At 62.8% G+C, this 24,843-nt stretch carries 23 protein-coding genes and 1 pseudogene; 14 read left to right on the top strand and 10 right to left on the bottom strand.

Translation table 11 applies throughout. The features are described from left to right. Positions 1-145: 145 nt before the first annotated feature. On the bottom strand, positions 146-508 hold the full coding sequence (locus OS035_RS24050) for a hypothetical protein (RefSeq protein WP_097626026.1): 363 nt from the start codon (positions 506-508) through the stop codon (positions 146-148). A gap of 5 nt (positions 509-513) precedes the next feature. Next, complete coding sequence (locus tag OS035_RS24045) at positions 514-1,311, bottom strand: DUF899 domain-containing protein (RefSeq protein WP_097626025.1); 798 nt, start codon at positions 1,309-1,311, stop codon at positions 514-516. Between the two features lie 118 nt (positions 1,312-1,429). Between OS035_RS24045 and OS035_RS24040 the strand changes: the two genes are divergently transcribed. The 3 genes from OS035_RS24040 to OS035_RS24030 all read left to right on the top strand — a co-directional run bounded on the left by OS035_RS24040 (position 1,430) and on the right by OS035_RS24030 (position 4,435). Then, positions 1,430-2,650: a helix-turn-helix domain-containing protein gene (locus OS035_RS24040; protein ID WP_097626024.1), complete on the top strand. Its 1,221-nt coding sequence runs from the start codon at positions 1,430-1,432 to the stop codon at positions 2,648-2,650. Between the two features lie 28 nt (positions 2,651-2,678). Then, a complete protein-coding gene (locus tag OS035_RS24035; protein ID WP_097626023.1) occupies positions 2,679-3,317 on the top strand; it encodes a Vgb family protein in 639 nt (212 codons plus the stop codon). A gap of 203 nt (positions 3,318-3,520) precedes the next feature. After that, positions 3,521-4,435, top strand: a complete 915-nt coding sequence (locus tag OS035_RS24030; protein WP_097626022.1) for a phosphotriesterase family protein — start codon at positions 3,521-3,523, stop codon at positions 4,433-4,435. 263 nt (positions 4,436-4,698) lie between these two features. Here the strand turns inward: OS035_RS24030 and OS035_RS24025 are convergent, their stop codons facing one another. Then, on the bottom strand, positions 4,699-5,232 hold the full coding sequence (locus OS035_RS24025) for a GNAT family N-acetyltransferase (RefSeq protein ID WP_097626021.1): 534 nt from the start codon (positions 5,230-5,232) through the stop codon (positions 4,699-4,701). Positions 5,233-5,313: 81 nt separating this feature from the next. Between OS035_RS24025 and OS035_RS24020 the strand changes: the two genes are divergently transcribed. Next, a complete protein-coding gene (locus tag OS035_RS24020; RefSeq protein ID WP_165503933.1) occupies positions 5,314-7,056 on the top strand; it encodes a sensor histidine kinase in 1,743 nt (580 codons plus the stop codon). A 10-nt stretch (positions 7,057-7,066) separates the two neighbouring features. Next, a complete protein-coding gene (locus OS035_RS24015) occupies positions 7,067-7,468 on the top strand; it encodes a response regulator (RefSeq protein WP_003593640.1) in 402 nt (133 codons plus the stop codon). A gap of 209 nt (positions 7,469-7,677) precedes the next feature. Here the strand turns inward: OS035_RS24015 and OS035_RS24010 are convergent, their stop codons facing one another. Next, positions 7,678-9,102 (bottom strand): aminotransferase-like domain-containing protein, encoded by a 1,425-nt coding sequence (locus tag OS035_RS24010; RefSeq protein ID WP_097626020.1) that lies wholly within the window; start codon positions 9,100-9,102, stop codon positions 7,678-7,680. Positions 9,103-9,193: 91 nt separating this feature from the next. Between OS035_RS24010 and OS035_RS24005 the strand changes: the two genes are divergently transcribed. Then, entirely contained in the window at positions 9,194-10,057 is an 864-nt protein-coding gene (locus tag OS035_RS24005) for a DMT family transporter (RefSeq protein WP_097626019.1), read from the top strand. A gap of 53 nt (positions 10,058-10,110) precedes the next feature. On the opposite strand, the gene OS035_RS24000 is transcribed toward OS035_RS24005, so the two are convergent. Continuing rightward, positions 10,111-10,446: an antibiotic biosynthesis monooxygenase family protein gene (locus OS035_RS24000; protein WP_097626018.1), complete on the bottom strand. Its 336-nt coding sequence runs from the start codon at positions 10,444-10,446 to the stop codon at positions 10,111-10,113. Positions 10,447-10,745: 299 nt separating this feature from the next. Between OS035_RS24000 and OS035_RS23995 the strand changes: the two genes are divergently transcribed. Further along, positions 10,746-11,195 carry a DUF4168 domain-containing protein gene (locus OS035_RS23995; protein ID WP_003593648.1) on the top strand — a complete coding sequence of 150 codons (450 nt, stop codon included), beginning with the start codon at positions 10,746-10,748 and terminating at the stop codon, positions 11,193-11,195. 77 nt (positions 11,196-11,272) lie between these two features. On the opposite strand, the gene OS035_RS23990 is transcribed toward OS035_RS23995, so the two are convergent. Both OS035_RS23990 and OS035_RS23985 read right to left on the bottom strand, forming a co-directional pair. Continuing rightward, positions 11,273-11,659 (bottom strand): cupin domain-containing protein, encoded by a 387-nt coding sequence (locus OS035_RS23990; protein WP_097626017.1) that lies wholly within the window; start codon positions 11,657-11,659, stop codon positions 11,273-11,275. Between the two features lie 217 nt (positions 11,660-11,876). Continuing rightward, positions 11,877-13,091: an ROK family protein gene (locus tag OS035_RS23985; RefSeq protein ID WP_097626016.1), complete on the bottom strand. Its 1,215-nt coding sequence runs from the start codon at positions 13,089-13,091 to the stop codon at positions 11,877-11,879. 194 nt (positions 13,092-13,285) lie between these two features. Here OS035_RS23985 and OS035_RS23980 point away from each other — a divergent pair, with 194 nt between their 5' ends. From OS035_RS23980 to OS035_RS23960, 5 genes are all read left to right on the top strand, one after another. Then, positions 13,286-14,560, top strand: coding sequence for an ABC transporter substrate-binding protein (locus tag OS035_RS23980; RefSeq protein WP_097626015.1), 1,275 nt, complete (start codon positions 13,286-13,288; stop codon positions 14,558-14,560). Between the two features lie 342 nt (positions 14,561-14,902). After that, positions 14,903-15,787, top strand: coding sequence for a carbohydrate ABC transporter permease (locus tag OS035_RS23975; RefSeq protein WP_097626014.1), 885 nt, complete (start codon positions 14,903-14,905; stop codon positions 15,785-15,787). Beyond that, a complete protein-coding gene (locus tag OS035_RS23970) occupies positions 15,787-16,638 on the top strand; it encodes a carbohydrate ABC transporter permease (protein WP_097626013.1) in 852 nt (283 codons plus the stop codon). The genes OS035_RS23975 and OS035_RS23970 overlap by 1 nt, the downstream gene beginning before the upstream one ends. A 37-nt stretch (positions 16,639-16,675) precedes the next feature. Then, positions 16,676-17,821: an ABC transporter ATP-binding protein gene (locus tag OS035_RS23965; protein WP_097626012.1), complete on the top strand. Its 1,146-nt coding sequence runs from the start codon at positions 16,676-16,678 to the stop codon at positions 17,819-17,821. Positions 17,822-17,834: 13 nt separating this feature from the next. Continuing rightward, positions 17,835-19,967, top strand: coding sequence for a beta-galactosidase (locus tag OS035_RS23960; protein ID WP_331814120.1), 2,133 nt, complete (start codon positions 17,835-17,837; stop codon positions 19,965-19,967). Between the two features lie 301 nt (positions 19,968-20,268). Here the strand turns inward: OS035_RS23960 and OS035_RS23955 are convergent, their stop codons facing one another. Both OS035_RS23955 and OS035_RS23950 read right to left on the bottom strand, forming a co-directional pair. After that, positions 20,269-21,450, bottom strand: a complete 1,182-nt coding sequence (locus tag OS035_RS23955) for an MFS transporter (RefSeq protein ID WP_097626010.1) — start codon at positions 21,448-21,450, stop codon at positions 20,269-20,271. Between the two features lie 156 nt (positions 21,451-21,606). Next, positions 21,607-22,623 carry a zinc-dependent alcohol dehydrogenase family protein gene (locus OS035_RS23950; RefSeq protein WP_097626009.1) on the bottom strand — a complete coding sequence of 339 codons (1,017 nt, stop codon included), beginning with the start codon at positions 22,621-22,623 and terminating at the stop codon, positions 21,607-21,609. Positions 22,624-22,772: 149 nt separating this feature from the next. On the opposite strand from OS035_RS23950, the gene OS035_RS23945 reads away from it, so the two are divergent. After that, on the top strand, positions 22,773-23,669 hold the full coding sequence (locus OS035_RS23945) for a LysR family transcriptional regulator (RefSeq protein WP_097626008.1): 897 nt from the start codon (positions 22,773-22,775) through the stop codon (positions 23,667-23,669). A 247-nt stretch (positions 23,670-23,916) separates the two neighbouring features. Next, positions 23,917-24,417, top strand: a complete 501-nt coding sequence (locus OS035_RS23940) for a GFA family protein (RefSeq protein ID WP_097626007.1) — start codon at positions 23,917-23,919, stop codon at positions 24,415-24,417. A gap of 182 nt (positions 24,418-24,599) precedes the next feature. On the opposite strand, the pseudogene OS035_RS23935 reads toward OS035_RS23940, so the two are convergent. Next, positions 24,600-24,760, bottom strand: a pseudogene (locus OS035_RS23935) (transposase); the annotation flags it as partial. Positions 24,761-24,843: the final 83 nt, after the last annotated feature.

Raw genomic sequence — 24,843 nt, 5'->3', positions numbered from 1 at the left:
CTGGTCGCGTCGGTTAGGGTGTAAAGTCAGAGACGGCGGAGTGGAGCAGCGGGAACGCACCCCCATCTCCGTCATTCCTGTGACATCCCTCGGTTAAAGCCCGAGGGCAGGATGACGGAAGAGAGGTGTCGCGACGTTGGCACCATCACCTTCGGCCCATGCCTCGCCAGCCGGCGGCCAGGCGTAGCCAGGGCGCCACGTGGAAGCCGCTCATCAGCAGGTACATCGGGACCATTCCGCCGATCGGGAAAGCATTCGGCGTCGCGGTGCAGATCGTGTCGGCGCTGCCGGTGGTGGCCGTCAGCAGCGCCATGAGCGCGAATGTCGGGGCGGCGGCGAGGGATAGCCGGTCGGCGGCATGGGCGGCGATGCTGCCGGCCGGGTTGGTCATCCTCCCGCTCGGCTTACCGGTTGATACTTCGTCGGCGGCTGCCAGCGACAGCCATTCGGCGTCGTTGAGAGGCGCGTTGCCATCGCCTCTCTTTGCGGTGTGGGCGGAACGCAGCATCGCCGTTACTCCTTGCTGTAGCGGTCGTGATGGCGCCACCAGATGCCGGTTTCGTTACGGCCCTTGGGCGCGCGGTCGAGCCATTGATACATGCCCCACAGTCCGTCCAACCCGCGGGCATAGCTGGAATAGCTATGATAGACCCTACCGTCGACGAGTTCGAAGGCGCTGACTCCAGGCCGGTCGCGGGTGTAGGTCATGACATCGGTGCCGGTCATGGCGGCGATTTGGGCGACCGGGCCTTCTCCCTCCGGCTGCTGCCATTGCTGCACGGTTTGGCCGGCGAGCGGTTCGGGGGCGGGCGGCTCGAGCCGGTAATTGTATTCTATATCGCCCCGGCGCTGATCTTCGGCACTGAACCAGACGCTAAAATCGCCGTTGAAATCGCTGCCGAAGGACGAGGCCCAGGGGAAGCTCCAACCCATGCGCTGCTTGAATGCCTGAAGCTTTGTGAGCGGCGCGCGCGACACCGCCCAGAAGGCGACATCGTGGTTCTCGAGATGGACGAAGACGCCGTTGAAACCGTCAGCGATCGAGGAGCAGGACGGGCATCCGGCGGTATAATCGGGGCCGAACATGAAGTGATAGACGAGAAGCTGTGAACGGCCGCCGAAGAGCTCTTTCAGCGAGATGTTGCCGCTTTCGGTGTCGAAGCGGTATTCCTTATCGATCCCAACACGCGGCAATTGCTGGCGCTTGACCGCCAGCGCGTCGCTCCGCCGGGTCAATTCCTTCTCCTCCTCGAGTAGATCGAGCCTTGCTGCCAGCCATTGCTGGCGCGTTGCGTTGAGTTGTGCCGTCATGGGGTCTTCTCCTTTGCCTGTCTATCGTCGTAGCATCCGGCGCGGGTTGCCTGCCGGTCCCAAGCAGATTACGGCCGGGCAGCGAAATGGCGGGAGTGACAAGTGTGACGGGATTTGAATGGACTCGTTGATCACAGCGGCCGCAAGGGCGCTGGCATCGGGCGATGCGCTTGGCGCGCTGAAGCGGGTGGCGCTGCGCGACGACGCGCCGGCGCTGGCGCTGCGCGGCATTGCAATGGCCCAGCTTGGTGATCTCGTCCGCGCCAAGGCGCTGTTGAAGAGTGCGGCGCGCGCCTTCGGACCGCGGGAGGCGGTGGCGCGGGCGCGATGCGTGGTCGCCGAAGCCGAGATCGCGCTGGTCTCACGCGATCTCATCTGGCCGCCGAAGGTGTTGGAATCGGCGCGCAGGGTGCTGGAAGCGCATGACGACAGGGTCAATGCCGCCCATGCGGGCAATGTGGCCATTCGCAGGCTGGTGCTGATCGGCCGCCTCGATGAGGCCGAGCGCGCGCTCGCAGCACTCGATCCGGCGCCGCTGCCGCCGGCGCTGCGGACTGCCCACGAACTGGTGGCGGCGGGCATCGCCGTTCGGCGCCTGCAGACGCAGGCAGCGCGCGCCGCCCTCGACCGGGCAAGGCTTTCGGCGCGGGCTGCCGCGATCCCCGCTTTGACGGCGGAGGTCGAAACCGCCGCGCTGGTGCTCGACACCCCGGCGGCGCGGCTGATCTCGCACGGTCAAGAACGTCCGCTGTTGCTCGCCGAGGTAGAAGCGCTGCTTTCCTCCGGCACGCTCGTCGTCGATGCCTGCCGCCATGTGGTGTGGACCGCGGGCGCCGCCGTCCCGCTCGCGACGCGGCCGGTGCTGTTTGCACTTGCCCGCACGCTCGCCGAAGCCTGGCCGGGGGATGTGGCAAGGGGTACGCTGATTGCCCGCGCCTTCCGTGGCAAACATGCCGATGAATCGCATCGCGCCCGGCTGCGGGTCGAGATCGGCCGGCTGCGCGCTGAACTGCGGGGACTGGCGGAGGTTGCGGCGACAAAGCGCGGCTTTGCGCTTTCGCCGCGCGGCGCCCCGGAGATTGCCGTGCTGGCGCCAATCGTCGAAGGGGCGCATGGAGCGGTGCTCGCTTTTCTGGCCGACGGGGAGGCGTGGTCGAGTTCGGCGCTGGCGATTGCGCTTGCGGCGAGCCCCCGCACGGTGCAGCGGGCGCTGGATTCTCTCGCCGGCGAAGGCAAGGTGCAATCGCTGGGGCGCGGGCGGGCACGGCGCTGGATGAGCCCGCCGCTGCCTGGTTTCCCGACGATCTTGTTACTCCCCGGGCCGCTGCCGAGCGATTAGGATGATCGGAGTAACAGGGAAGGAAGAGATGAAAAAATCAGCTGCGAATATCCTGCGTGAATATGGGCCTTTTCCCGGCGCTGAGCGCGTCAACGGCGTCACGTTCGACGGCCAGCACGTTTGGTTTGCCTCGGGCGACAGACTGAACGCGCTCGATCCCGCAAGCGGCGAGGTGGTGCGCTCCATCGAGGTCGCGTCGCATGCGGGGACGGCTTTCGACGGAGAGTTTCTCTACCAGATCGCCGAGGACGTCATTCACAAGATCGACCCGAAGACCGGCCATATCCTTTCCACCATCCCGGCACCCGGCAATGGCGGCGATTCCGGCCTCGCCTGGGCCGAGGGCACGCTCTGGGTCGGCCAGCATCGCGGCCGCAGGATCCATCAGATCGATCCGGAAACCGGCAAAATCCTCCGCACCATCGAATCCAACCGCGTCGTCACCGGCGTGACCTGGGTCGACGGCCAGCTCTGGCACGGCACCTGGGAGGGCGACGACAGCGACGTCAGGCGCATCAATCCGGAAACCGGAGAGGTGCTCGAGCGGCTGGACATGCCCGAAGGCGCCGGCGTCTCCGGCCTCGAATCCGACGGCGGCGACTGCTTCTTCTGTGGAGGCGGCGGCAGCGGCAAGATCCGCGCCATCAGCCGGCCGAAAGGGAAATAGATGCGGCCGATGCGGCATAACTCTCCCCAAGCGATAGTTAGCGCGCCTAGAAATCGGCTCCAAAATCGTCGGCATCCAGGTCTAGTTGTCAGAATTTCGATCGGGTGAGCGATTGATTTCCTGACCTGACGATCTAGTTTGGCGGCAGTGTCGAGGCTTCGGTATCGGCCTGGACGCAAAGCTGGCGTGACCGGGGGAAGACTTTGAAATTTCTGCGCACGACGCTCGGGCCCAAGAGCAAATCCGAACTTGGGATGATCCTGCCGCACGAGCACGTCTTCGTCGACCTCAGGACACCCGACCAGCCCGGTTATGCCGACGCAGAAACCGAAGACGTTGTTCGGCTGATGGCGCCTGAAATCGAGCGCATCAAGAAGCTCGGGGTGACGGCACTGGTCGAATGCTCAACGGGCGGCGTTGGACGCCGTGCGGATATCGATCTTGCCGTGTCAATTGCGACGGATTTTCCGATCGTCGTTCCCACCGGCAATTACCGTGAACCCTGGATTCCCGAATGGGTCCGCCATGCGTCCGAGCAGGAGCTGGAGGCGTGGATGCTGCGCGAGCTGACGGAGCAGATCGACGAGATCGGGTTCCAGGCCGGCTGGATCAAGCTCAGCGCCGGTGATGACGGCATGACGGCGCTCGAGACGAAAATCCTGCGGGCAGCGGCGCGCGCCGCTGCCCAGACGGACGCCGTCATCGGCAGTCATACGATCAGGGGACGGGTCGTCATGGATCAGCTCGATGTCATCGAGGCGGAAGGCTATCGGGCCGATAGGTTCATCTCGATTCACACGCAGGAAGAAAAAGACTTCGCCTATAATCTTGCCGTTGCCGAGCGAGGTGCGTGGATCGAGTATGACCATGTCGGCCGGGCCGGGGACGACGAAGTGGCCGAGCTGGTGATCAGGGCGCTGGAGGCTGGTTGCGGCGACCGCCTGTTGTTGAGCCATGACCGGGGCTGGTACGATCCGGCGCTGCCGATGGGCGGGACACCCAAGCCCTACACCCATCTTTCCACGGTCCTGCTGCCCGAGCTAACACGGCGAGGCGTGGACGACGGGACGCTGATGCGCCTGACCCACGATAATCCGTTCGAGGCTTTCGCCCGATAGGAGCAGGCCGGGCGAAAGAACCCTGACGGCGAGCTGGGCGTCCTAAACAGTGCCCACGGCTTGTTCGAAATCCCTTTAGCCGATTTGCGCACATCTATAAAAGCCCGATCGTTAGAACGACGAAAGTGTTCGTGCCTGCCGCCAGGTTCGCGATTCACTCGACCAGAAGCCTTTTCGCTGGCCCCTAAGGATGGGTTTCTGAGCGCTGCGCCGATCCAATCGATTGCCGCGCTATTGTCCAAAAACGCTGACGATACTCCGATTTATGCCGGCCCATCCTCATCGAACAAGAGCGCCATGCCGATCGCATCGATGAACCGGCCGTCGATACGCGCGGCGCGCCGGATTATCCCCTCGCGCACGAACCCCATTTTTTCATAGAGGGCGATCGCCCGCCGATTGTCCTGGTAAACATCGAGTTCGACCCGGAGAAAGCCGGCCTCCTGGGCGGCTCTCAACGTGGTCTCGATGAGCTTTCGTCCGAGACCCTGGCTGCGATAGGCGGGAAGAATCCCCATTCCGAGCTTGCCGCGATGGGCGTGCGACGGGAAGAAATGCCGGTCGATGTCGCACCAGCCGACGACCTCGTCTTGCGCGATAGCCACGAACTGCGGATTGCCTTTTGCAATCATGCCCATCACGAAGGCGCGCGTTTCCGAAAGCGGCGTCGCCTCAAGCATTGACAGGTATTTTTTCTCCCGCGCGACGACGTCGAGCGCGCGATGAAAGCTGTCGATGTGCGCGGCAGCAATCGGTTCGATCCTGATGTCTGACGTTTCCGACGCGGCGGCGTCCATGCGCTTCTCCTTCGAATGTCGCGAATGCCTTCGGAGACAGTCGGGGTGCAGGGGAGCGCATAATTCACGGTACGTCAACCTTTGCGTGTCAATTTCTCGGCAGCGGGCGCCGTCAAAAGGTTGCAGATATTGAAGGTCAGGCTAACATCCCACATTACATTCGTCTTGGTGACACTCACCAGTGCGGCGGCTGTGTTGCTGTGCGGATTTGCGTGGCTCGCCGCCATAAAGGTCGATGATCTCTCGCTGCGCCGGCAGGCCGACTTTGTCCGGCAGGGACTGGAGGAGCAGATCGCGGCGCTTCCCCGGGAACAGGAAAGCGTTGCCAAATGGGATGACGCCTTCCTTTATGCCAAGCAGCGGAACCATGAATGGCTGCTCGACAATATCGGCCGGTGGACCAGCCAGTATTTCGGGCATGACCGGACCTATATCTTCGACGATACCAATCGCCTGATGTTTGCATTCCGCGACGGCGCGGATGCCATGCCGCCGCGGTTTGGCAGCGACGACGGCCGAGAAATGACCGCGCTTGCCGGAGAGATGCGCGCGGTTCTCGTCGAGCAGGCGGCAAAGCCCGGCGCCAAACCGCTTGGTCAGCTGGCGACGGTTCGCACGATCATGATCGGCAATCGGCCGGCGATCGCAAGCGCGCGGCCCATTCTGCCGAGCTCGGCCAGAATGCAGATCGAGGCGGGCCAGGAGTTCATCGCCGTCTCGGTCAAGTTCATCGATGGAAAAGCCGCTGAAAGCATCGCCCATTATGCGCGCCTCGAAGGCTTGCATTTCGCGCCGAAAAGCAATGACGAACGGGCCCAGGTGCCGGTCTTGTCCCATGACGGCGGCACGATCGGTTATCTCGTCTGGCCACCGATCCTGCCCGGATTCATGCTCTTTCAACAGATCGCGCCGGCTGGGCTTGGCTGCTTGGCGCTGCTGATCGCTGTCGTCTTCTGGCTCGGACGCGGTCTGCATCGGACCTCGCTGACCCTGCTGGACAGCCAGGCTGAGCTCACCCACCACCGCAACCATCTGGAAGAAATGGTGGCCGATCGAACGGCCGAGATCGAACGGCAGAGGGAGGAGCTGGACCGGCTGCTGGTGCACGAACGCCAGGTGAATGCGCTCCAGCGCCAGTTCGTCGCCATGGCGTCGCACGAGTTTCGCACGCCGCTCGCAATCATCGACGCCGCGGCTCAGCGGCTCTGCCGCTCGACCACCAATGTCAGCGGCGATTACGTCCACGAAAAAGCCGGCGTGATCCGCAGCGCGGTGGTGCGCATGGTCGATCTGATGGAGAGTATCCTCGCCAGTGGCCGGCTCGAAACCGGACAGATTACATTGAAGCGGAGCGAGGGCGATCTGAAAGCCTTGCTCGTCACCTGCTGCGACAGACAGCACCACCTCAGCCGCTCGCATCTGTTCCATCTCGATCTCGAGCCGATACCCGAGGGTTTGACATTCGACCGCAGCGCGATGGAGCAGGTCTTTACCAACCTGATTTCGAACGCCGTCAAATATTCGCCCAATGCACCTGATATCTATGTTCGCGCCCGGGTTGATGAAAAGACGCTGGAGATCGCCGTTGCCGACAGCGGCATCGGCATGGATGCGGATGATCTGCCGAAGCTGTTTCAGCCCTATTACCGCGCCCGCAGCGCGACGGGCATTGCCGGAACCGGCATCGGGCTCAACGTTGTCAAGCAGGTCGTCGAACTGCATGGCGGCACCGTCGAGGTGACGAGCAAGCTCGGCAAGGGCACAACATTTATCATTCGTCTGCCAATAGGGTCTCTATTGTCGGATCAACACGTCGCAGCTTAGGGAAAAGCTTATGGTTACAGTCCTGTGCATAGAAGATGAAGTCGAGATCCGGAACCTCCTTGTCGAGGAGTTGACCGAAGCCGGCTACAGGACGCTCGAGGCCTCAAACGGCGCCGAAGGGCTCGAAATGATCCTGTCGAAATGGCCCGACATCGTCATCAGCGATATTTCCATGCCGGTCATGGACGGGCACCAGCTTCTCGCCGAAATTCAGATCAACCACCCCGAGCTCTCCAACATCCCCTTCATCCTGCTGACAGCGCTGACCGACCGCGAAAACACGCTTGCGGGCCTTCGCGCCGGGGCGGCGGACTACCTGACGAAGCCGCTCGACTTCGACTTGCTGCTCGCCAAGCTCGAAGGCTGCGTGACGCGGCTGGAGAACGACAAGGCGGTCAATCGGTCGTTTTGAGGTATGGTTTGGGCGACGATGAAGGGCGTGCCGCGCGGCCCTGGACCGGCATCGACTAGCGCCTAACCTCTCCTCCGTTACTCCTGTGCTTGTCACAGGAATCCAAGCCACGGCGCGTCTGCGCCGTGTGACAAGCGCAGGAATGACGGAGGAGAGGTTGGTGCAAGGTGACCGCGGATGCCGCAAGCCGTTGCCCGCAGCGTCTCGGCTCAATCCCGGCCTGACGTCCCCTGGCTCCCCAACACCTCCCCCAGCACCTCGAACACGCGCGCATTGAGCATCTGCGACACATTGAACCGCATGAAATTCGTCGCCGATTGCGACAGGCTGAAGGCGTTGCCGGGGGCCAGCACGATCTTCTTTTCCAAGGCGGCGCGTGCCACATCAGCCGCATCGATGCCGTCGGGCAGGCGGCACCAAAGGAACATGCCGGCCTGGGGCTCCAGCCACGGTGTTATCCCCAAAGCCTTCAGCTTGGCAGAGACCTCGCTCATCGCCCGGGAGAGCCGTTGTCTCAGCATTTCCGTATGTTTGCGATAGCTGCCGTCGCTCAAGACGTTCAGCACCAGTTCGGCCGTCAGCCGGCCGCCGCCGAAGGAGGTGGCGATCTTGAGATCGGTCAGGCCGTCGATCCATTCCGGTTTGGCGGCGACGAAGCCGCAGCGGGCCGAGGCCGACAAAGTCTTCGAAAAGCTGCCGATGTGAATGACCCGATCGAGCCCGTCGAAGGCGGCAAGGCGAGGCGCCGGCGTATATTCGAAATCGGTGAAGATATCGTCCTCGATGATGGTGAGGTCGAACTGGTCGGCGAGTTTCAGAAGCCGGTGGGCCGTCACCGGGGAAAGCGTTGCGCCCGTCGGATTATGGATGGCGGAGTTGGTGATGTAGAGCCGCGGCCGGTGTTCGGCGACGACGTGGGCAAACAGATCGATATCGGGACCGGACGGCGTGTAGCGCACACCAACGATCTTTGCCCGATGGGCGCGCAGCAGCGCATGAAAATTGAAATAGCAGGGGTCGTCGACCAGCACCGTGTCGCCGGGTTCCAGCAGGAAGCGGCAGAGCAGATCGATTGCCTGCGTGCCGGAATCGGCGAGCATGATCTGGTCGGGGGAGGCTTCGATGCCGCGTTCGCCCATACGCCGCGAAATCAGCTGGCGCAGCGGCGGCAGGCCGAGTGGCGAGCCGTACTCGGCAAGCGCCGGCCCGTCGGCGCGGGCAAGGGTCCTCAGCCCGCGGCGCATGCCTTCCGCCGGCAGCCAAGAAGGCGGCAGCCAGCCGCAGCCGGGCTTCAGGTCGGTTTCATCTGCCTCCAGCGATTGCCGGGATATCCAGAACGGATCGACGGCGCGGTCGAGCTTCGGCCCGGTCTCGGCGAGCGCAAAGGGGGCTGCCTGGTTGGCGACGTAGAATCCCGAGCCCGGCCGCGCCAGGATCGCCCCTTCGGCGACGAGACGCTCATAGGCATCCACCACAGTCGAAGTTGACAGCTTCAATGTCGCGGCCAGACCTCGGACGGAAGGCAATCTTGCGCCGGGCGTCAGGCTGCGGCCGGCAATGCGCTGCCTGATCGTTGAGACGACCATCTCCACCCGTGTGCGTCCTTCGTTCATCCGTACTGCTTTCTGAACCATAACAGTTTCGCGAAATCGTATCAGACCGTCACTGTCCTGACCATCCATCTTGGCCGATAAGGGGACCAGCAAAGAAGGAGTGCGACGCATCATGGACCGCATGGCATCGGGATGGATCAATGGTTTCATCGGAGTGGTGATCTTCAGCGGATCGCTGCCGGCGACCCGCGTGGCGGTGATGCAGTTCGATCCGGTCTTCCTCACCGTTGCGCGCGCGGCGATCGCCGGCATTCTCGCCCTCGGCCTGTTGATCGCTTTCCGGGAGAAGCGGCCAAGCGGGCGCGACATCCTCTCTCTTGCCGTCGTCGCGCTCGGTGTCGTGGTCGGTTTCCCCCTGCTGACGGCGCTGGCGCTGCAGCACGTCACATCAGCCCATTCCATCGTCTTCATCGGCCTGCTGCCGCTCTCGACGGCAATCTTTGGCGTGATCCGCGGCGGCGAGCGGCCCAAGCCGGCCTTCTGGCTGTTCTCCGTTCTCGGCAGCGCGCTGGTGGCGGGCTTCGCATTGATGCAGGGCCTGACGGCATCACCGATCGGTGACCTTTTGATGCTGGCGGCAATCCTCGTCTGCGGCCTCGGTTATGCCGAAGGCGGCCGGCTTTCGCGCACGCTCGGCGGCTGGCAGGTGATTTCCTGGGCGCTGGTTCTGTCGCTGCCGGTGATGGCCGCCGTGGCGTTCCTCTACCGGCCGGTGAGTTTCGCGGCGATAGAAACGCCGGCGCTGATCGGCCTTGCCTATGTCTCGCTGTTCTCCATGCTGATCGGCTTCATCTTCTGGTATCGCGGCCTGTCGCAGGGCGGCATCGCCGCCGTCGGCCAGTTGCAGCTGCTGCAGCCGTTCTTCGGCCTGACGCTCGCCGCCACGCTGCTGCACGAGTCTGTGACGTGGAGCATGCTGGCTGTGACGGTTGCCGTTATTCTATGCGTCGCCGGCGCAAAGAGGTTTGCTCGGTAGGAAAGGATCCATTGACGGACGGGTCCGTCGCCGCGCTTTTTCACCAAGCCTCCTCACGCCTCTTCAATGTTGAAGCCATAGGCTCGCTCGACGAGCCCAACGCGAATCTCATAGCGGCTGTACCAATCTGAGCGTCCACGATTTTGCGCCTCGATATGGTCGACGACTGATTTCCAGGCTCGAATGCTGTCCTCGTCCTTCCAATAGGAGATGAGTATACCAAAACCGTCTGCGCCGCGGACGCTTTCGAAGCCGAGATATCCGGGTTGCAGTTTTGCAAGTTCCGTCATCGCATACCCCATCTCGCCATAACCATCGTCGACTTTGGTTCGCTGAGAGGAAAAACTGACCATGTAATAGGGCGGCTCAGGTAAAGCGGCGATGGGCATTTGGGCTCCTCCGTTTGGCGTAGTGCAGGACCATACGATTGCCGCAGAGCCTGCACAACTCCGCCTCTTACTGCGGCGAGAATGCCACCCTCAGGCGATACGTACGCCATCGGCATCGGCGCGGTGGGGCCGGTCGGCGTCACAAAGCCGCCGTTCAATCGTCAGCAAATGGCCCCGTTACCGCCGCACCGTGCCCTCTTAGGGGCTCCATGTTCGCGACCTCGCCGGCCATTCAGCGGCTGGCGATCGACCGAGGCGGCTTGCTGCCAATCAAATCATGCACGTGAAAAGGAACGAATATGATCACTCGTTACACATCCCTGGCAATGATGACCGCGGCTGTCTTCAGCCTGCTTGCTTTCAGCCCGGCATCCGCTGCGGAGATGGCCCAGGCGCAAGCCCAGCCGCCGGCACAGGGCCAGGCGCCGATGCAGGGCCAGAGCGGCGGTACGGCGGCGCCCGCGGCCGTCAGCGATCAGAAGCTCGAGGCCTTTGCCGTTGCCTATCTGCAGGTCGACAAAGTCAGGCAGGAATATTCGGCCAAGATCGGCGCGACGAAGGACGAGGCCGGCAAGCAAAAGCTGCAGGCAGAAGCCAAGAAACAGATGGTCGATACCGTCGAAGCCTCCAAAGATATCTCCGTCGAGGAATATTCCTCGATCCTGACGGCCGCCCAGAGCGATCCGGCGCTGGCCAAGAAGGTTCTGGAAAAGATCGGCACCCCGCCGCCGGCGCAGCCGCAGCAATAGCCTCACTCAAACGCAGGGGCGGGCCAAGAGTCCGGGCGGCGAGCGCTTCCGGCGCCCGCCGCATTCCTGACGCAGGCTCACTTGGCAGGCACGACCAGCGGCTCTCCCTTGTGCACGATATAGGTCGCCAGCTCCGATGCCTTGCCGCTGCCGACGTTCTTGGCCGAGTGCACCACGCCGGAGGGAATGAACAGGGACTGGCCGGCCTTGAGCGTCACTGGCTCCCGGCCTTCGAGCCGGTATTCCAGCGTGCCATCGACAACGAAGGCGATCTCTTCGCCGGGATGAGAATGATTGGGGGCGAGAACGCCGGGGGCGAAATCGACGCGTACCTGAACGGCCTCATGGCCGGGCACGTCGATGTCGCTCCGGACGAGATCGGTGCGCTGCAGCGGCTGGTCCGCATGCGCTGTCGTGGCAGCGCCGAGAACAAGGCCGAGGGCCATAGCCTGGATCGTTTTCATCGTGTCATCCTTCCTGAATTGACCTTTCCGGCTCATCGGCCGCAATCGCATTTCAGCCAATGATTGAACCTGGGATGTGTCGGGAATCCTGCCTTTTTGTAAGCGAGTGTATCTAGGCCGCGGTGGCTGCTCGGGTTGGGTGTATCCTCTGTCGTGCCGTGCAAGCCCGCCTTGCACGGAATGAGTTATCCGGCAAATCCGGCCTATCTCGCGCGTCTCAAGCCGCCGACGTCGAGCCTCTGACATTCCCCAGAGTCGCAATATCCGTCACCCCGCCCGACGATTCGAAGTCGAAGATCTTCTGGGTGACCAGGGCGGCAGCACCCCGGGCCCAGGAATTGTCTTCCCAGTCGGGCAAAAGCGGCGGGGCGGTGCGGAAGGTTCGGGCGGCGAGGGCTTCGCGCAGTGGTGTCAGGAAGGGATCGCCGAGGGAGACGGCTTCGCCGCCGGCGACGATGACTTCGGGGTCGGTGATGTTGACGAGATTGGCAAGGGCGGTGCCGATGCCGCGGCCGGAATCGGCGACGAGGGCGAGGGCGGTGGCGTCGCCTGATAACAGTGCCTCGCAGAGTTGAGGCAAGCCCAGTTCCTCGCCGCGGCCGGTTGCTTCCCGCCAGCGGCGCAGCATCGACAGTTCCGAGTGATAGGCCATCAGACAGCCGCGTTTGCCGCATTCGCAGAGCCGGCCGCCTTCCTCGAAGAGCGTGTGGCCGAACTTGCCGGCGGCACCATTGGCGCCGCGATAGAGCTTGCCGTCAATGACGAGTGCGCAGCTGATGCCGACGCCGACGGCGAGCACCGCCATGTTGCGGTGCTGGCGGCCAAGCCCGAAGAGCTGCTGGGCGATGGCATAGGCGTTGGTGTCGTCCTCCAGCCAGACCGGCACGTGGACGCGGGCCGCGACCAGCGCGGCCAGCGGAACGTTGTTCCAGCCGAAGCGGTAGCTGCGCACGCAGGCCGTCTGCTCGTGGTTGATGACGCCGGGCATGGAAATGCCGATGCCGGCAAGCCTGGCGTCGGGCCGGCCGGCGAGCTTGACCAGTTCCGGGACGGTCGCCGCCAGCAGGTCGGCGACTTTATCGGGGTCGTGGCCGGCAAGGCTGACCCGCATGGCGGCGACCGGGTTGGTAGCGAGGTCCGTCGCCACGCACTCGACCGAATCCACCATCAGCTTGAAGCCGACGGCAAGCGCGTGTTCGTAGTTGATATCGACCGGGATCGGCCGGCGGCCGGTAAGGCCGGGCACGGTCTTGCCTTCGAGGACGATGCCTTCCTCCAGCAGGTCGGTGACGACGAAGGTGACGGCGGCCGGGCTCAAGCCGATGACGGCGGCGATGTCGGCGCGGCTCCTCGGCCCTTCGCGCCGGAGAAGGTTGAGAATGAGGCGTCGGTTCATGGCTCTCGCCGTGGTCTGGTCGCCTTTTAACTTCACGATGCATTCCTTAATTTTGTAAATTAATTATTGCGGGCCGAAAAGATCTATGCATAAGTTCGCCCGCCGATCAACTCAGCCAAGCGGATTATCGCTGGAATTGCGGGTGGATCGCGGTGTTGAAGCCTGGTCGGACCGTTTCATGGAGGAGGCGGCGGTCGGGAGATGTCGATCGATCAACTGGGAGGAATTCAATGACATTTTTGAAGCAATTTCCGTCAACCACCCGCAGGCGCTTCCTGAAGGGCGCGGGCCTGGTGTCCGCCGCGGCTGTCACCGGCGGCTTCCCGATCCCGGCGATCGCCCAGGCGCAGGAGGTCACGATGATCTCCGCCGAAAACAATGGCGAAGCGCTCGGCGCGCTGAAGGCGATCGCCGCGGGCTTCAGCAAGGAAGCCGGCGTCAATGTCGTCATCAACAATATGGATCACGAGGCCCACAAGACGGCGATCCGCAACTATCTCGTCGCCGGCGCGCCGGATGTCTGCTCCTGGTTTTCCGGCAACCGCATGCGCGCCTTCGTCAAGCGCGGCCTGTTCGACGATATTTCCGATCTCTTCGAGAAGGAAAAGTACAAGGATGTGTTGGGGGCGACGGCCGGCGCCGTCACCGAAGACGGCAAGCAGTACGGCCTTCCCACCGGCGGCACGCTCTGGGGTATGTTCTACCGCAAGGACGTGTTCGAAGAGCATGGATTGACCGTGCCGAAAACGGCCGAGGACTTCATGGCCTATGGCGACAAGTGCAAGGCGGCCGGCATCACCCCAGTTGCGATCGGCACCAAGGAATTGTGGCCGGCGGCCGGCTGGTTCGACCAGATGAACCTGCGCATCAACGGTCTCGACAAGCACATGGCGCTGATGAATGGCGAAATGAGCTATCTTGATCCGTCGCTAACCGCTGTCTTCGACCAGTGGGAAGCGATGATTGCGAAGGGTTTCTTCACCCCGAACCATACCTCGTTCGGCTGGCAGGAGGCGGCAGCCCTTCTGGCGCAGAAGAAGGCGGGCATGATGAACCTCGGCGCCTTCCTGCGCTCGGCCTTCACCGCCGAGGATCTGCCGCAGCTCGGCTACGCGACCTTCCCGGTGCTCGACGCCAAGGTCGGCCATTTCGAGGAGTTCTCGGTCAATTCGATCCATATTCCCGCCAAGGCTAAGAATAAGCAGGGCGCCCGCGACTTCCTCGCCTATTTCTACAGACCGGAGAACCTGGCGGCCTATCTGGAGCCCGGCGGCAACGTGCCACCGCGCAACGACCTGCCTCAGAGCAAGGATCCGCTCGTCAATATCGCTGTGGAGACGATGAAGACGGTGCAGGGCACCTCGCAATATTACGACCGAGACAGCGACCCCGACATGGCCCAGGCCGGCCTCGTCGGCTTCCAGGAGTTCATGGCCAAGCCCGACCGGCGCAAGGCGATCCTCACGCGCCTCGAGGGCACGCGCAAGCGGATCTATAAGATCTGAGCTTGCAACCGGTTTGGTGACGGACTGCGCTCTTACTCAACGTCATTCCTCGGCCTCGTGCCGAGGATCTGCTGCCCTATCGATCGGTTGCAGGTGCTCGGGACAACCCGAGCCTGACGAAGGGGGAGTTGGCAGGCTTTGCCAGCAAACCGAGGGCGTCGCTCTACTCCCGGCGACGCCCGCCTCAACTCGACGTCATCCTCGGCCTTGTGCCGAGGATCTGCTGCGCACCGACCTGTGCAGATGCGCGGGACAAGCCCGAGCATGACGAAAGAGGGGTTGGCGGGCTTTGCCGGCGGCTCGAGCGGAAAGACCTCGCACCTTTAACATGAGGCTCCTGACATGCAGACATTATGGCGCCGCCAGCGTTGGTGGCTTACCCCGACTTTGCTCATCGCACCAGCGATCGTGCTGTTTTCGACCGTCATCCTGCTGTCGGCCGTCCGCAGCGTCTGGATCAGTTTGCACGACTGGGACGGCTTCGGCCCGATGGTGTGGATCGGCTTCGGCAATTACGTCGAGCTCTACAACGATCCGCAATTCTACGTGTCGCTGAAGAACAATCTGATCTGGCTCGTCATGTTCATGGCCGCCCCGCCGATCGGGCTTGCCATCGCGCTGCTGGTCAACCAGAAAATCCGCGGCATGCGCTTCCTGAAGTCGCTGTTCTTCATTCCGCTGGTGCTCGCCTCGGTGACCGTCGGCGTCGTCTTCACCTGGGTCTATACGCCGGAGTTCGGCCTTCTCGCGCTGATCTTCCGGGCCTTCGGGGCGGTCGCGCCGGCGGTTCTGTCCGACGAGCATTTCGTCACCTTCGCCATTGTCATCGCCGCTCTCTGGCCGCAGGTCACCTTCTGCATGGTGCTCTATCTCGCCGGTCTCAACAATTTGAGCGAAGAGCTGATCGGCGCCGGCCGCGTGGACGGGGCGAGGGGCTGGAACATGCTGCGCCACATCGTGCTGCCGCAGCTGACCCAGGTCACTTTCATCGCCATTGCCGTCACCGTCGTCGGCGCCCTGCGCTCCTTCGACATGGTGTCGGTGATGACCTCAGGCGGGCCGTTCGGCTCGTCCTCGGTGCTTGCCTACCAGATGTACGAGCAGTCGATCTTTTCCTACCGCTTCGGCTACGGCGCGGCGATCGCCTCCGTGCTCTTCGTGATCATGGCCGTCTTCATCGCCTGGTATCTCAGTCACATCATCCGCAGCGAAGAGAGGGGAGGCTGATGTATCCTCGTCCCATTCCGGAAGCCGCCGTCTGGCAGCGCCGCCTCTATGTGCTTGCCGTCGTCATCGTGCTGCTGCTCTGGCTCTGCCCGCTGTTTGCAATCATCCTCACCTCGTTCCGCTCGACCGAGGATGTCATGGGCGGCAATCTGTGGGGATGGCCGACCGGCATCGGTGTCATCGATAATTACACCGCCGTCTTCACCCAGACGCCGATGGCGCGCTACTTCCTCAACAGCCTGATCATCACCATTCCCTCGGTGATCGGCGTGCTGGCGCTCTCGACGCTCGCCGGCTACGTGCTATCGCGCTACCGCTTTCCCGGCAATATGTTGATCTTCGCGCTGTTCGTCGGCGGCAATTTCCTGCCGCATCAGATCATGATGATCCCGGTGCGCGACCTGATGGTCCGCCTCGACCTGATCGACACCACGGCGGCGCTGATCATCTTCCATGTCGCCTTCCAGACCGGGTTCGCGACGCTGTTCATGCGCAATTTCATCGCCGCCCTGCCGGACGAACTCTTTCAGGCGGCCCGCGCCGAAGGGGCGTCGCCCTTCCAGACGCTCATCCATGTGGCGATCCCGCTGGTGCGGCCGGCACTGGCGGCGCTTGCCATCCTGATCTTCACCTTCATCTGGAACGACTATTTCTGGGCGGTGGTGCTGACCGTCAGCGACAGCGTCAAGCCGGTCACCGCAGGCCTTGCCAATCTGCGCGGCGAATGGGTCTCGGCCTGGAACCTGATTTCCGCGGGCACCATCGTCGTCGCCGTGCCGCCGGTGGTGATGTTCTTCCTAATGCAGCGCCACTTCATCGCCGGCCTGACCATGGGGGCGGTGAAGGGATGAGCGTGCGTTTTCCATTTCAACAAGAGAGGGCCAGGACATGACCAGTCTCGAACTCCGTGAGATCAACAAGAATTACGGCAGCTATCATGCGCTGCGCGGCATCGATCTTTCCGTGGCGCAAGGCGAGTTCATCGTCATGGTCGGGCCGTCGGGCTGCGGCAAGTCCACGCTTTTGAAATCGATCGCCGGCCTGGAGGAGATTTCCTCCGGCCAGATCCTGATCAATGGCCGCGACGTCAGCAAGCAGGAACCGGGTGATCGCGGCATCGCCATGGTCTTCCAGTCCTATGCGCTCTATCCGCATATGACGGTGGCGGAGAATATGGGCTTCGGCCTGCGCATGGCCAAGCGCCCGAAGGCCGAGATCGACGTGGCCGTTGCACGCGCCGCCAAGATCTTGAGGATTACCGATCAGCTCGACAAGCGCCCGAAGCAGCTTTCCGGTGGCCAGCGGCAGCGTGTGGCGATCGGCCGGGCGATCACCCGCTCGCCCGAGGTCTTCCTGTTCGACGAGCCGCTGTCGAACCTCGATGCGGCGCTCCGCACCCAGATGCGCGTCGAATTGAGCAGCCTGCATGCCGAACTCGGCGCCACCATGGTCTACGTCACCCACGACCAGGTGGAGGCGATGACCATGGCAAGCCGCATCGTCGTGCTGAACCAGGGGATCATCGAGCAGGTCGGCTCGCCGTTGGAGCTTTACCGCAACCCCGACAATCTTTTTGTCGCCGGCTTCCTCGGCGCGCCGCGCATGAATTTCCTCGGCGTCACCGTCGACGACGTGTCGGGCCGCAATATCACCGTTTCGGCACCCGGCCTCGTGCCGGTGACAGTGGAGCTGGCGCAGCCGTCGGCGCTTGGAAAAGGCGCCAGCCTGACGCTCGGCGTTCGTCCGGAGACGATATCGATCGTCACCGATGCCAGCCAGGGCGGGGCGATCGAAGGCGATGTCCGGCTGGTCGAGCATCTCGGCCGCGAAACCATTCTCTATGTCGACGCCGGCAATATGCGAACCATCGCCTCGGAGAGCGGCACCGGCCACATCACCGTGCAGCTCAGCTACGTCGCGCCCTTCGCCGCTGAGCAGAAGGTGGCGCTGAAGCTCGATGCCAGCGAGCTCTATCTCTTTTCATCCGAAGGCGGCCGCGCGATCAGCGCCCGCAAGACCATTCTCGACAGATAAGGAAAGACCCACCGTGTCCGACAAGACCCTCTCCGTATGGAACCCCGTCAAGACCGACCGCTTCCTCGTCGGTGCGCCGCATTATCCCGAGCATGTCGATGAAAGCTATTGGGAGCGCGACGCCGAGCGCATGGCCAAAGCCGGCTTCAACGTGGTGCGCATGGCCGAATTCGCCTGGCATATTCTCGAGCCGAAGCTCGGTACTTTCGATTTCGATCTGTTCGACCGTGCCATATCACTGCTCGGGCGTTACGGCATCGATACGATCATGTGCACGCCGACGGCGACGCCGCCGCGCTGGCTGACCGCAGCCCACCCTGAAATTTTAAGGGTTGACGGCAAGGGCCGGCCGATGAGCCACGGCTCGCGCCAGCATTGCGACACGGCAAGCCCTGTGTTTCGCGAGCACAGCAAGCGCATCACCAAGGCAATGGCCGAGCACTATCGCGACAACCCGCATGTCGTGGGATGGCAGACCGATAACGAGCTCAACACCAGCATGCCGGAGAGCTTTTCCAAGGCGACGCTCAGCGAATTCCAGGCCTTCCTCGCCGACAAATACGGCGAGATCGCCAAGCTCAACCGGGCCTGGGGCGGCGATTTCTGGGCGACGGCCTATGACGGTTTCGACCAGGTGGTGCTGCCGATCGAGTTCGGTCCGACCTTCCCGAGCCCCGGCCATCTGCAGGATTACCACCGCTTCCTCGCCTTCTCCACAGCGCGCTTCCAGCACGATCAGGTGGAAATCCTCAGAGCCGTCAAACCCTCCTGGTTCGTCTTCCACAATCTCGGGGGCTTGAGGGATATCGATTTCCGCGGGCAGTTCAGCAAGGATCTCGATTTCGTCGGCTACGACATCTATCCGATGCTCTATGACGAGTTCCAGCGGCTCGGCAACCACGCCAAGGTGCAGGCGCTGCACCTCGATATCTGCCGCGGCTTCTCCGGCAATTACATCGTTCCCGAGCAGCAATCGGGTTTCGGCAGCCAGCCGGGCTTCTGCACGCTGACGCCGGAGCCGGGCGAGTTGCGCCGCATGGCGCTCTCCTCGGTCGCCCACGGGGCTGACGGCTTGATGTTCTTCCGCTGGCGCCCGGCCCATTTCGGCGCCGAGATCTACTGGATGGGCATCATCGATCATGACGATATCGGCCGCCACCGCTATGAGGAGGCCAAGCGCTTCGCGACCGAGATGATCGCGCTGCAGCCGAAGATCCTCGGCACCTATGTGCGCATGGATGTCGGCATCGCCGGCTCCGATTTCGACAATCAGGAAGCCCACAAGACCTATCCGATCGGCCTGCCGAGCCCGCAGGACGACGCGATCCTGATGCATCAATATTGCTACGATCGCGGCATCGCCTGCGGTTTCATTCATCCCGAAGACGATCTTTCCAGGCTGAAACTTTTCTATGTCCCGCATTGGGTGATGTGGAAGGATGAATGGACGGCCAAGCTCGAAGCCTTCGCAGCCTCAGGCGGCACCGTCGTCATCGGCGCCCGCACCGGCACCCGCGACGAAGACAACCACGTCATCCGGCAAACCGCGCCGGGCACCGCGCTGTCTAAACTCACCGGCGTACGCGTCGAAGATTTCGGCCGTCTTACCGCCCCCGGCGCCAACGGCCTGTTCGACGTGATGGAGCGCTCCGGCGGTCTCGTCATCCCGCCGAACAAACCGGCCGAATCCCAGCGCCGCCAACGCCGCTTCAAGATCGGCAACCGCGAAATCACCGCCGGCCACTTCTATGAAAACCTCACCGTCGATAACGACGTCGAAGTGATCGCCGCCTGGTCGAACCGCTATGCCGAGGGCTGGGCAATGGCGACCGCCCGCAAGGTCGGCAAGGGGCAGGTGGTCTATCTCGGCACCTATCTCACGCCTGAGTTGACCGAAGCGCTGACCGAACGCCTCTTCCCCCAGGCAGGCATCGAACCGCTGGTCGGCGGCCTGCCCGAAGGCGTGGAGGTGACGATGCGGATGAATGACGAGCGGCGGCTGCTGTTTGTGCAGAACTATACGGACCAGCCGGCGACGATCGGCGGCGTGCCGGCCGGGCGAGATCTGCTGGATGGGGGGAAGGCGGTGAAGGGGAGGCTGGAGCTTGAGGGGTATGGCTGTGCGATTGTGGAGTTGGAGGGGTGAGGCGAGGGCGCATAGAACGGTGATAATGGAGGGTGTGCCGTGTGGCCCCCTGATCCGACCCTGCGGGCCACCTTCTCCCCGCTGGGGAGAAGAGGGGAGAATCCCGCTTCGCCTGGACTCCATTGAATGGAGTGCCTCAGAAGAATCGGGTTCGTTGGACAATGTCGGCGCGCCTTGCTCCCTCTTCTCCCCAGCGGGGAGAAGGTGGCCCGCAGGGTCGGATGAGGTGGGCACACGGCACGCCGGCGCTTACATAAGTCCAACCAATATACGGCGACGCCGTGTTTTAGGCGGCCACCGCCTAACGTCTCAACCCCCGCGTCACCCCAACCGCAGTCACCGCCGAACCCAGCATGGTCACCGCACTCAACACAAACGGGCTCCACCAGCCGACATGATCGAACAACAGACCGCCGGCGAATGCCCCTGAAGTGATCGCAAACTGAATGAGGGCGACAAACCAGGCGCCGGCTTCCTCCAGATGGTGCGGGACTGTCCGGGTCATCCAGGTCGTCCATGCCGCCGGCACCGGCGTCGTCAGCAAGCCCCAGAAAAGCAGCAAGCCGGCCGTCGCGAAGGCGAAGGGGCCAAGGCCGACGAGCGCCAGGGCCACGGTCACCAGCACCGCCGGAAACCCGATGAGCACGTGGGCCATGTGAGAGCGCAGCATGGAGGGGATCAGCGAGGTTCCGGCGAGGCCGGCAAGGCCGATTCCGAGGAGCACCAGCGAGAGCGTGTTCACGCCGAGATGGGTGATGTCTTCGAGAAACGGCCTGAGATAGGTCGAGAGCGCGAATTGCCCCATGAAGAACAGGATCATCGCCGTCATGCCGAGGGCGAAAGTGCGGTTGCCCATCAGGCTGAAGGTCCTGCCGAGCGATCCGCTTTGGCCACCCGGCATCCGGGGCAGGGCGATGGCTTGCCAGATGAAGGCGATAATGCCGATCGGCACGACGATGAAGAAGGCGCCGCGCCATCCGACAAGGCTGCCGAGGAAGCTTCCAAGCGGTGCGGCGATCACTGCGGCGAGCGCGCTTCCGCCTTGCAGCATGGCCAGCGCCTTCGGCACGTCGGGACCGGAGGCGATGCGGGCGATGATCGCCGTCGCCAAGGACCAGTAGCCGCCGATCGACACGCCGATGAGCGCGCGGCCGACCATGAATATGAGGTAATTGGGGGCAAAGGTGACCGCCAGGCCCGACGCCAGGAGCACGACGGTGTAGCAGAGGATCACCAGTCGTCGGTCGAAACGCGCAAACAACACGTTGCTGAACAAGGCGGTGATGACGGCGAAGAAACCGGAGATCGAGATCGCCTGACCTGCCTGGCCGGCGGTGCTCGCCAGTTCGTCGGCGATCGGGGTCAGCAGGCTTACCGGCATGAATTCCGACGCGACGAGCACGAAGGAGGTCAGCATCATGCAGATGACCGCACTCCACGGCGTCGTCTTGGCTTCGATTTTCATGTCGTAATTGATGTCCATCGGGCTGTCCCTTCTAAGCGGGGTTGTTCATGGCGCCGGGCGACGGCTGCGCGTCGCCGTTCCGGCGACCAGGGTCGCGCCGACAAGCCATGCCAGCGTCGTCGATTTCGAAATCTCGGACGGCTAAGTTTCGGGGGGTGATCCGGAAACCGGACGTCACATTCGCAGAAGCGTCTTGATCGCCGAGCGCTCGTCCATTGCCTTGTAGCCTTGGGCGACATCGGCGAGCGGCACTTCGAGGTCGAAGACCCTTCCGGGGTTGATCTTGCGCGACAGGATGAGATCGATCAGGTGCGGCAGGAAGCGGCGAACCGGGGCAGGGCCGCCCAACAGGTTCTTCTGTGCGAAGAAAAGCATCTGTCCGTCGAGACTGACGCCATGGGGAACGCCGACATAGCCGATCGAACCGCCGGGGCGGCAGGCATTGATCGCCTGCATCATCGACTCCTCAGTGCCGACGCATTCCAGCACCGAGTCCGCGCCGACTCCGTCAGTCAATTCCTTGACCCTGGCGACACCCGCGTCGCCGCGCTCGGTGATGATGTCGGTCGCCCCATATTCGAGCGCCAGTTCCTGGCGCTGCTTGTGGCGGCTCATCGCAATGATGCGGCCGGCGCCAAGCTGTTTGGCCGCGAGCACGCCCATCAGGCCGACCGCGCCGTCGCCGACCACGACCGCCGTGCATCCCGGCGTGACCCGCGCGGCATCGGCCGCATACCAGCCAGTGCCAAGGACATCCGAAGCCGCGAGCAAGCTCGGGATCAGGTCGTCGGACGGCATGGTGTCGGTTGCGACCAGTGTGCCGTCGGCCATAGCGATCCGGGCATAGGGAGCCTGCGCGCCCGACATGAATTCGCGATGTTCGCATGACGACTGGAAGCCATAGCGGCAATGCGGGCAGGTGTTGTCGGACAGGCAGAACGAGCCGACCACGAACTGGCCGGGCCGGACGGTCCTGACCTCGCTGCCGACCTCGACGACCACGCCGCAATATTCGTGACCCATGTGCTGCGGGGCATTCACCGGTTGAAGGCCTCGATAGGGCCAGAGGTCGGAGCCGCAGACACAGGACGCCGACAGCTTGATGATCGCGTCGGTGGGTTTCTCGATTTTCGGTTCCGCGACTTCCTCGCAGCGGATATCGCCGGGGGCGCGAAGGACGGTGCCGAGCATGGTCATCTCCTGTCCGGGCGGAATGCCCGTCTCATTCTTTGGGAGATGGATAGCACCATTCGATAACTCCGATTAGCCGTTGCAATTTGCATGGACTTATCGAAATCGGCTATTAATGGCGTCGGATCGGAATGACTGGAGATATCGCCGTGGCCCGCGAGAATTTCAATGAACTGCTGCTCTTCCTGGCGGTGGCGGAGGAACGCAGCTTCACCAGGGCCGCGGCGAAACTGGGGGTCGCGCAATCGACGCTGAGCTACGCCGTGAAGGAACTCGAAGCGCGCATGGGGTTGCGGCTTCTCACCCGCACGACGCGGAGCGTGGCGACGACAGAGGCCGGCGAGCGTCTCCGGCAATCGCTTGCACCGCGCATTTCCGAAATCGAGGCGGATATCGCGGCATTGATGGCCTATCGCGACAAACCGGCCGGCACCGTCAAGATCACCCTTTCGAACCACGCGATGGAAAGCGTGGTCTGGCCGAAGCTCGCCCCCGTCCTTGGGGAATATCCGGATATCAAACTGGAACTCAGCGTCGACAACAGCTTCCGCAACATCGTCGAGGATGGCTTCGATGCGGGCGTGCGTCTTGGCGAGAGCCTGGAGAAGGACATGGTCGCGGTGCGGATCGGGCCGGACTGGCGGCTGGTGGCCATCGCTTCCCCTGACTATTTCAAGACAAGAGCGGTGCCGACGACACCGCAGGAGCTCATGCATCACAACTGCATCAACAGGCGTCTCGACCGGGTGGGCGGACTGTACGCCTGGGAATTCGAAAAGAACGACGAGGAGGTCCGGGTGAGGGTGGAGGGCCAGTTCACCTTCAACACCGATCGCGAAATGGTCGCCGCAGCCCTTCAAGGCTACGGCATCGCCTTCGTTCCGGAAAGCTATATCGAAACGCATATCGCGGAAGGGCGTCTCCAACTCTTCCTCGAAGACTGGACCCCCAAATTCGCCGGCTATTACCTCTACTACCCAAGCCGTCGGCAGAACCTCCCGGCCTTCTCCGTCATCGTCGATGCGCTTCGAGAGAGAAATCTCTAGCTCCGTCACACCCGCCCCGTCCTTCGAGGGCCCTGCGGGCACCTCAGGATGAGGTCGGAGAGAGGTTGCGGTACTCTCCAAGGCTCCTCGTGCTGAGGCGTGTAGCCCGAAAGGGCGGAGCCTCGAAGCACCCTCCAACGCTGCTTCTTGCATTCGCCGAACTGCAATCTCCGGCCAGGCTGGACGATCAAAAAACGACAACCTAAAAGAGATGAAGCCCAACCCACCTCTTGAAGGAGGAGAAAAAATGAAACGCATCGAGATGCAGCTCAGCGGCGGCTGCCAGTGCGGTGCCGTGCGCTACCACGCAACCGCGATGTTCGACAATTCGCATCTCTGCCATTGCCGCATGTGCCAGAAAGCCTCGGGAAACATCTTTGCCGCGCTCGTTGCTGCGCCCGATGATGTGCTCACCTGGACACGCGGCAAGCCGGGCATTTGGAAGAGCTCGGAGCTTGTCGAGCGCGGCTTCTGCGCCAATTGCGGCACGCCCTTGTTTTTCCACCACCTCGAAAACGGCCGCACCAACCTGATGATCGGTTCGCTCGACGACCCAAACCTCTTCCCGCCGCATGCCAATACCTGCACCGAGAACATGGTGGTATGGTTCGATACGATCACCGGCATCGAAAATACCGGCGCGACCGAAACCAACGGCGCCGACTGGGCTGCGGCGATCAAAGAGAGCAACAACCAGCACCCCGATCACGATACCAACTCATGGGCGATGAGGGGGCGTGAAGGCTGAGGCTATTGCGGCAGCCCTCGTGCTTCGAAGCTCTTGGGAAGTCCACGTTTTAAGCGATTATTCCGCTATCGTATTGCAGTATCATGTTGTCGAGCTAGGCATAAGCGGTACCAAATTGGTGCCAAAGTGCATTGTTTCCGCTGCGTGTTCTCGTCTTCCAGCGTCTTCAGCCGCTTGGCTTAGGATACGTCCATGCCGCCGAATTTTGCCATCCATTTATAGATGCTGGCATCACTGACGCCCTGCTTGCGGCAAAGCTCCGAGACCGGCGTGCCGTTCGCAGGCTCACTGTGCTCCTTCAGAACGGCGATGATCTGTTCGTCTGTGAACGATTGCGCTTCATTCCCTGGTCCTCTCAATTGACGTGCCCCCAATAATTTAGGCCATTTGGAACTGGAATTTTCCACTTATGATCCCCGATGGGAA

It is taken from the genome of Rhizobium sp. 268 (assembly GCF_036571585.1).
Taxonomy (GTDB): domain Bacteria; phylum Pseudomonadota; class Alphaproteobacteria; order Rhizobiales; family Rhizobiaceae; genus Rhizobium; species Rhizobium redzepovicii.
The sequence above is the reverse complement of the archived record's forward strand: the minus strand, read 5'-3'. Positions and strand labels throughout refer to the sequence as shown.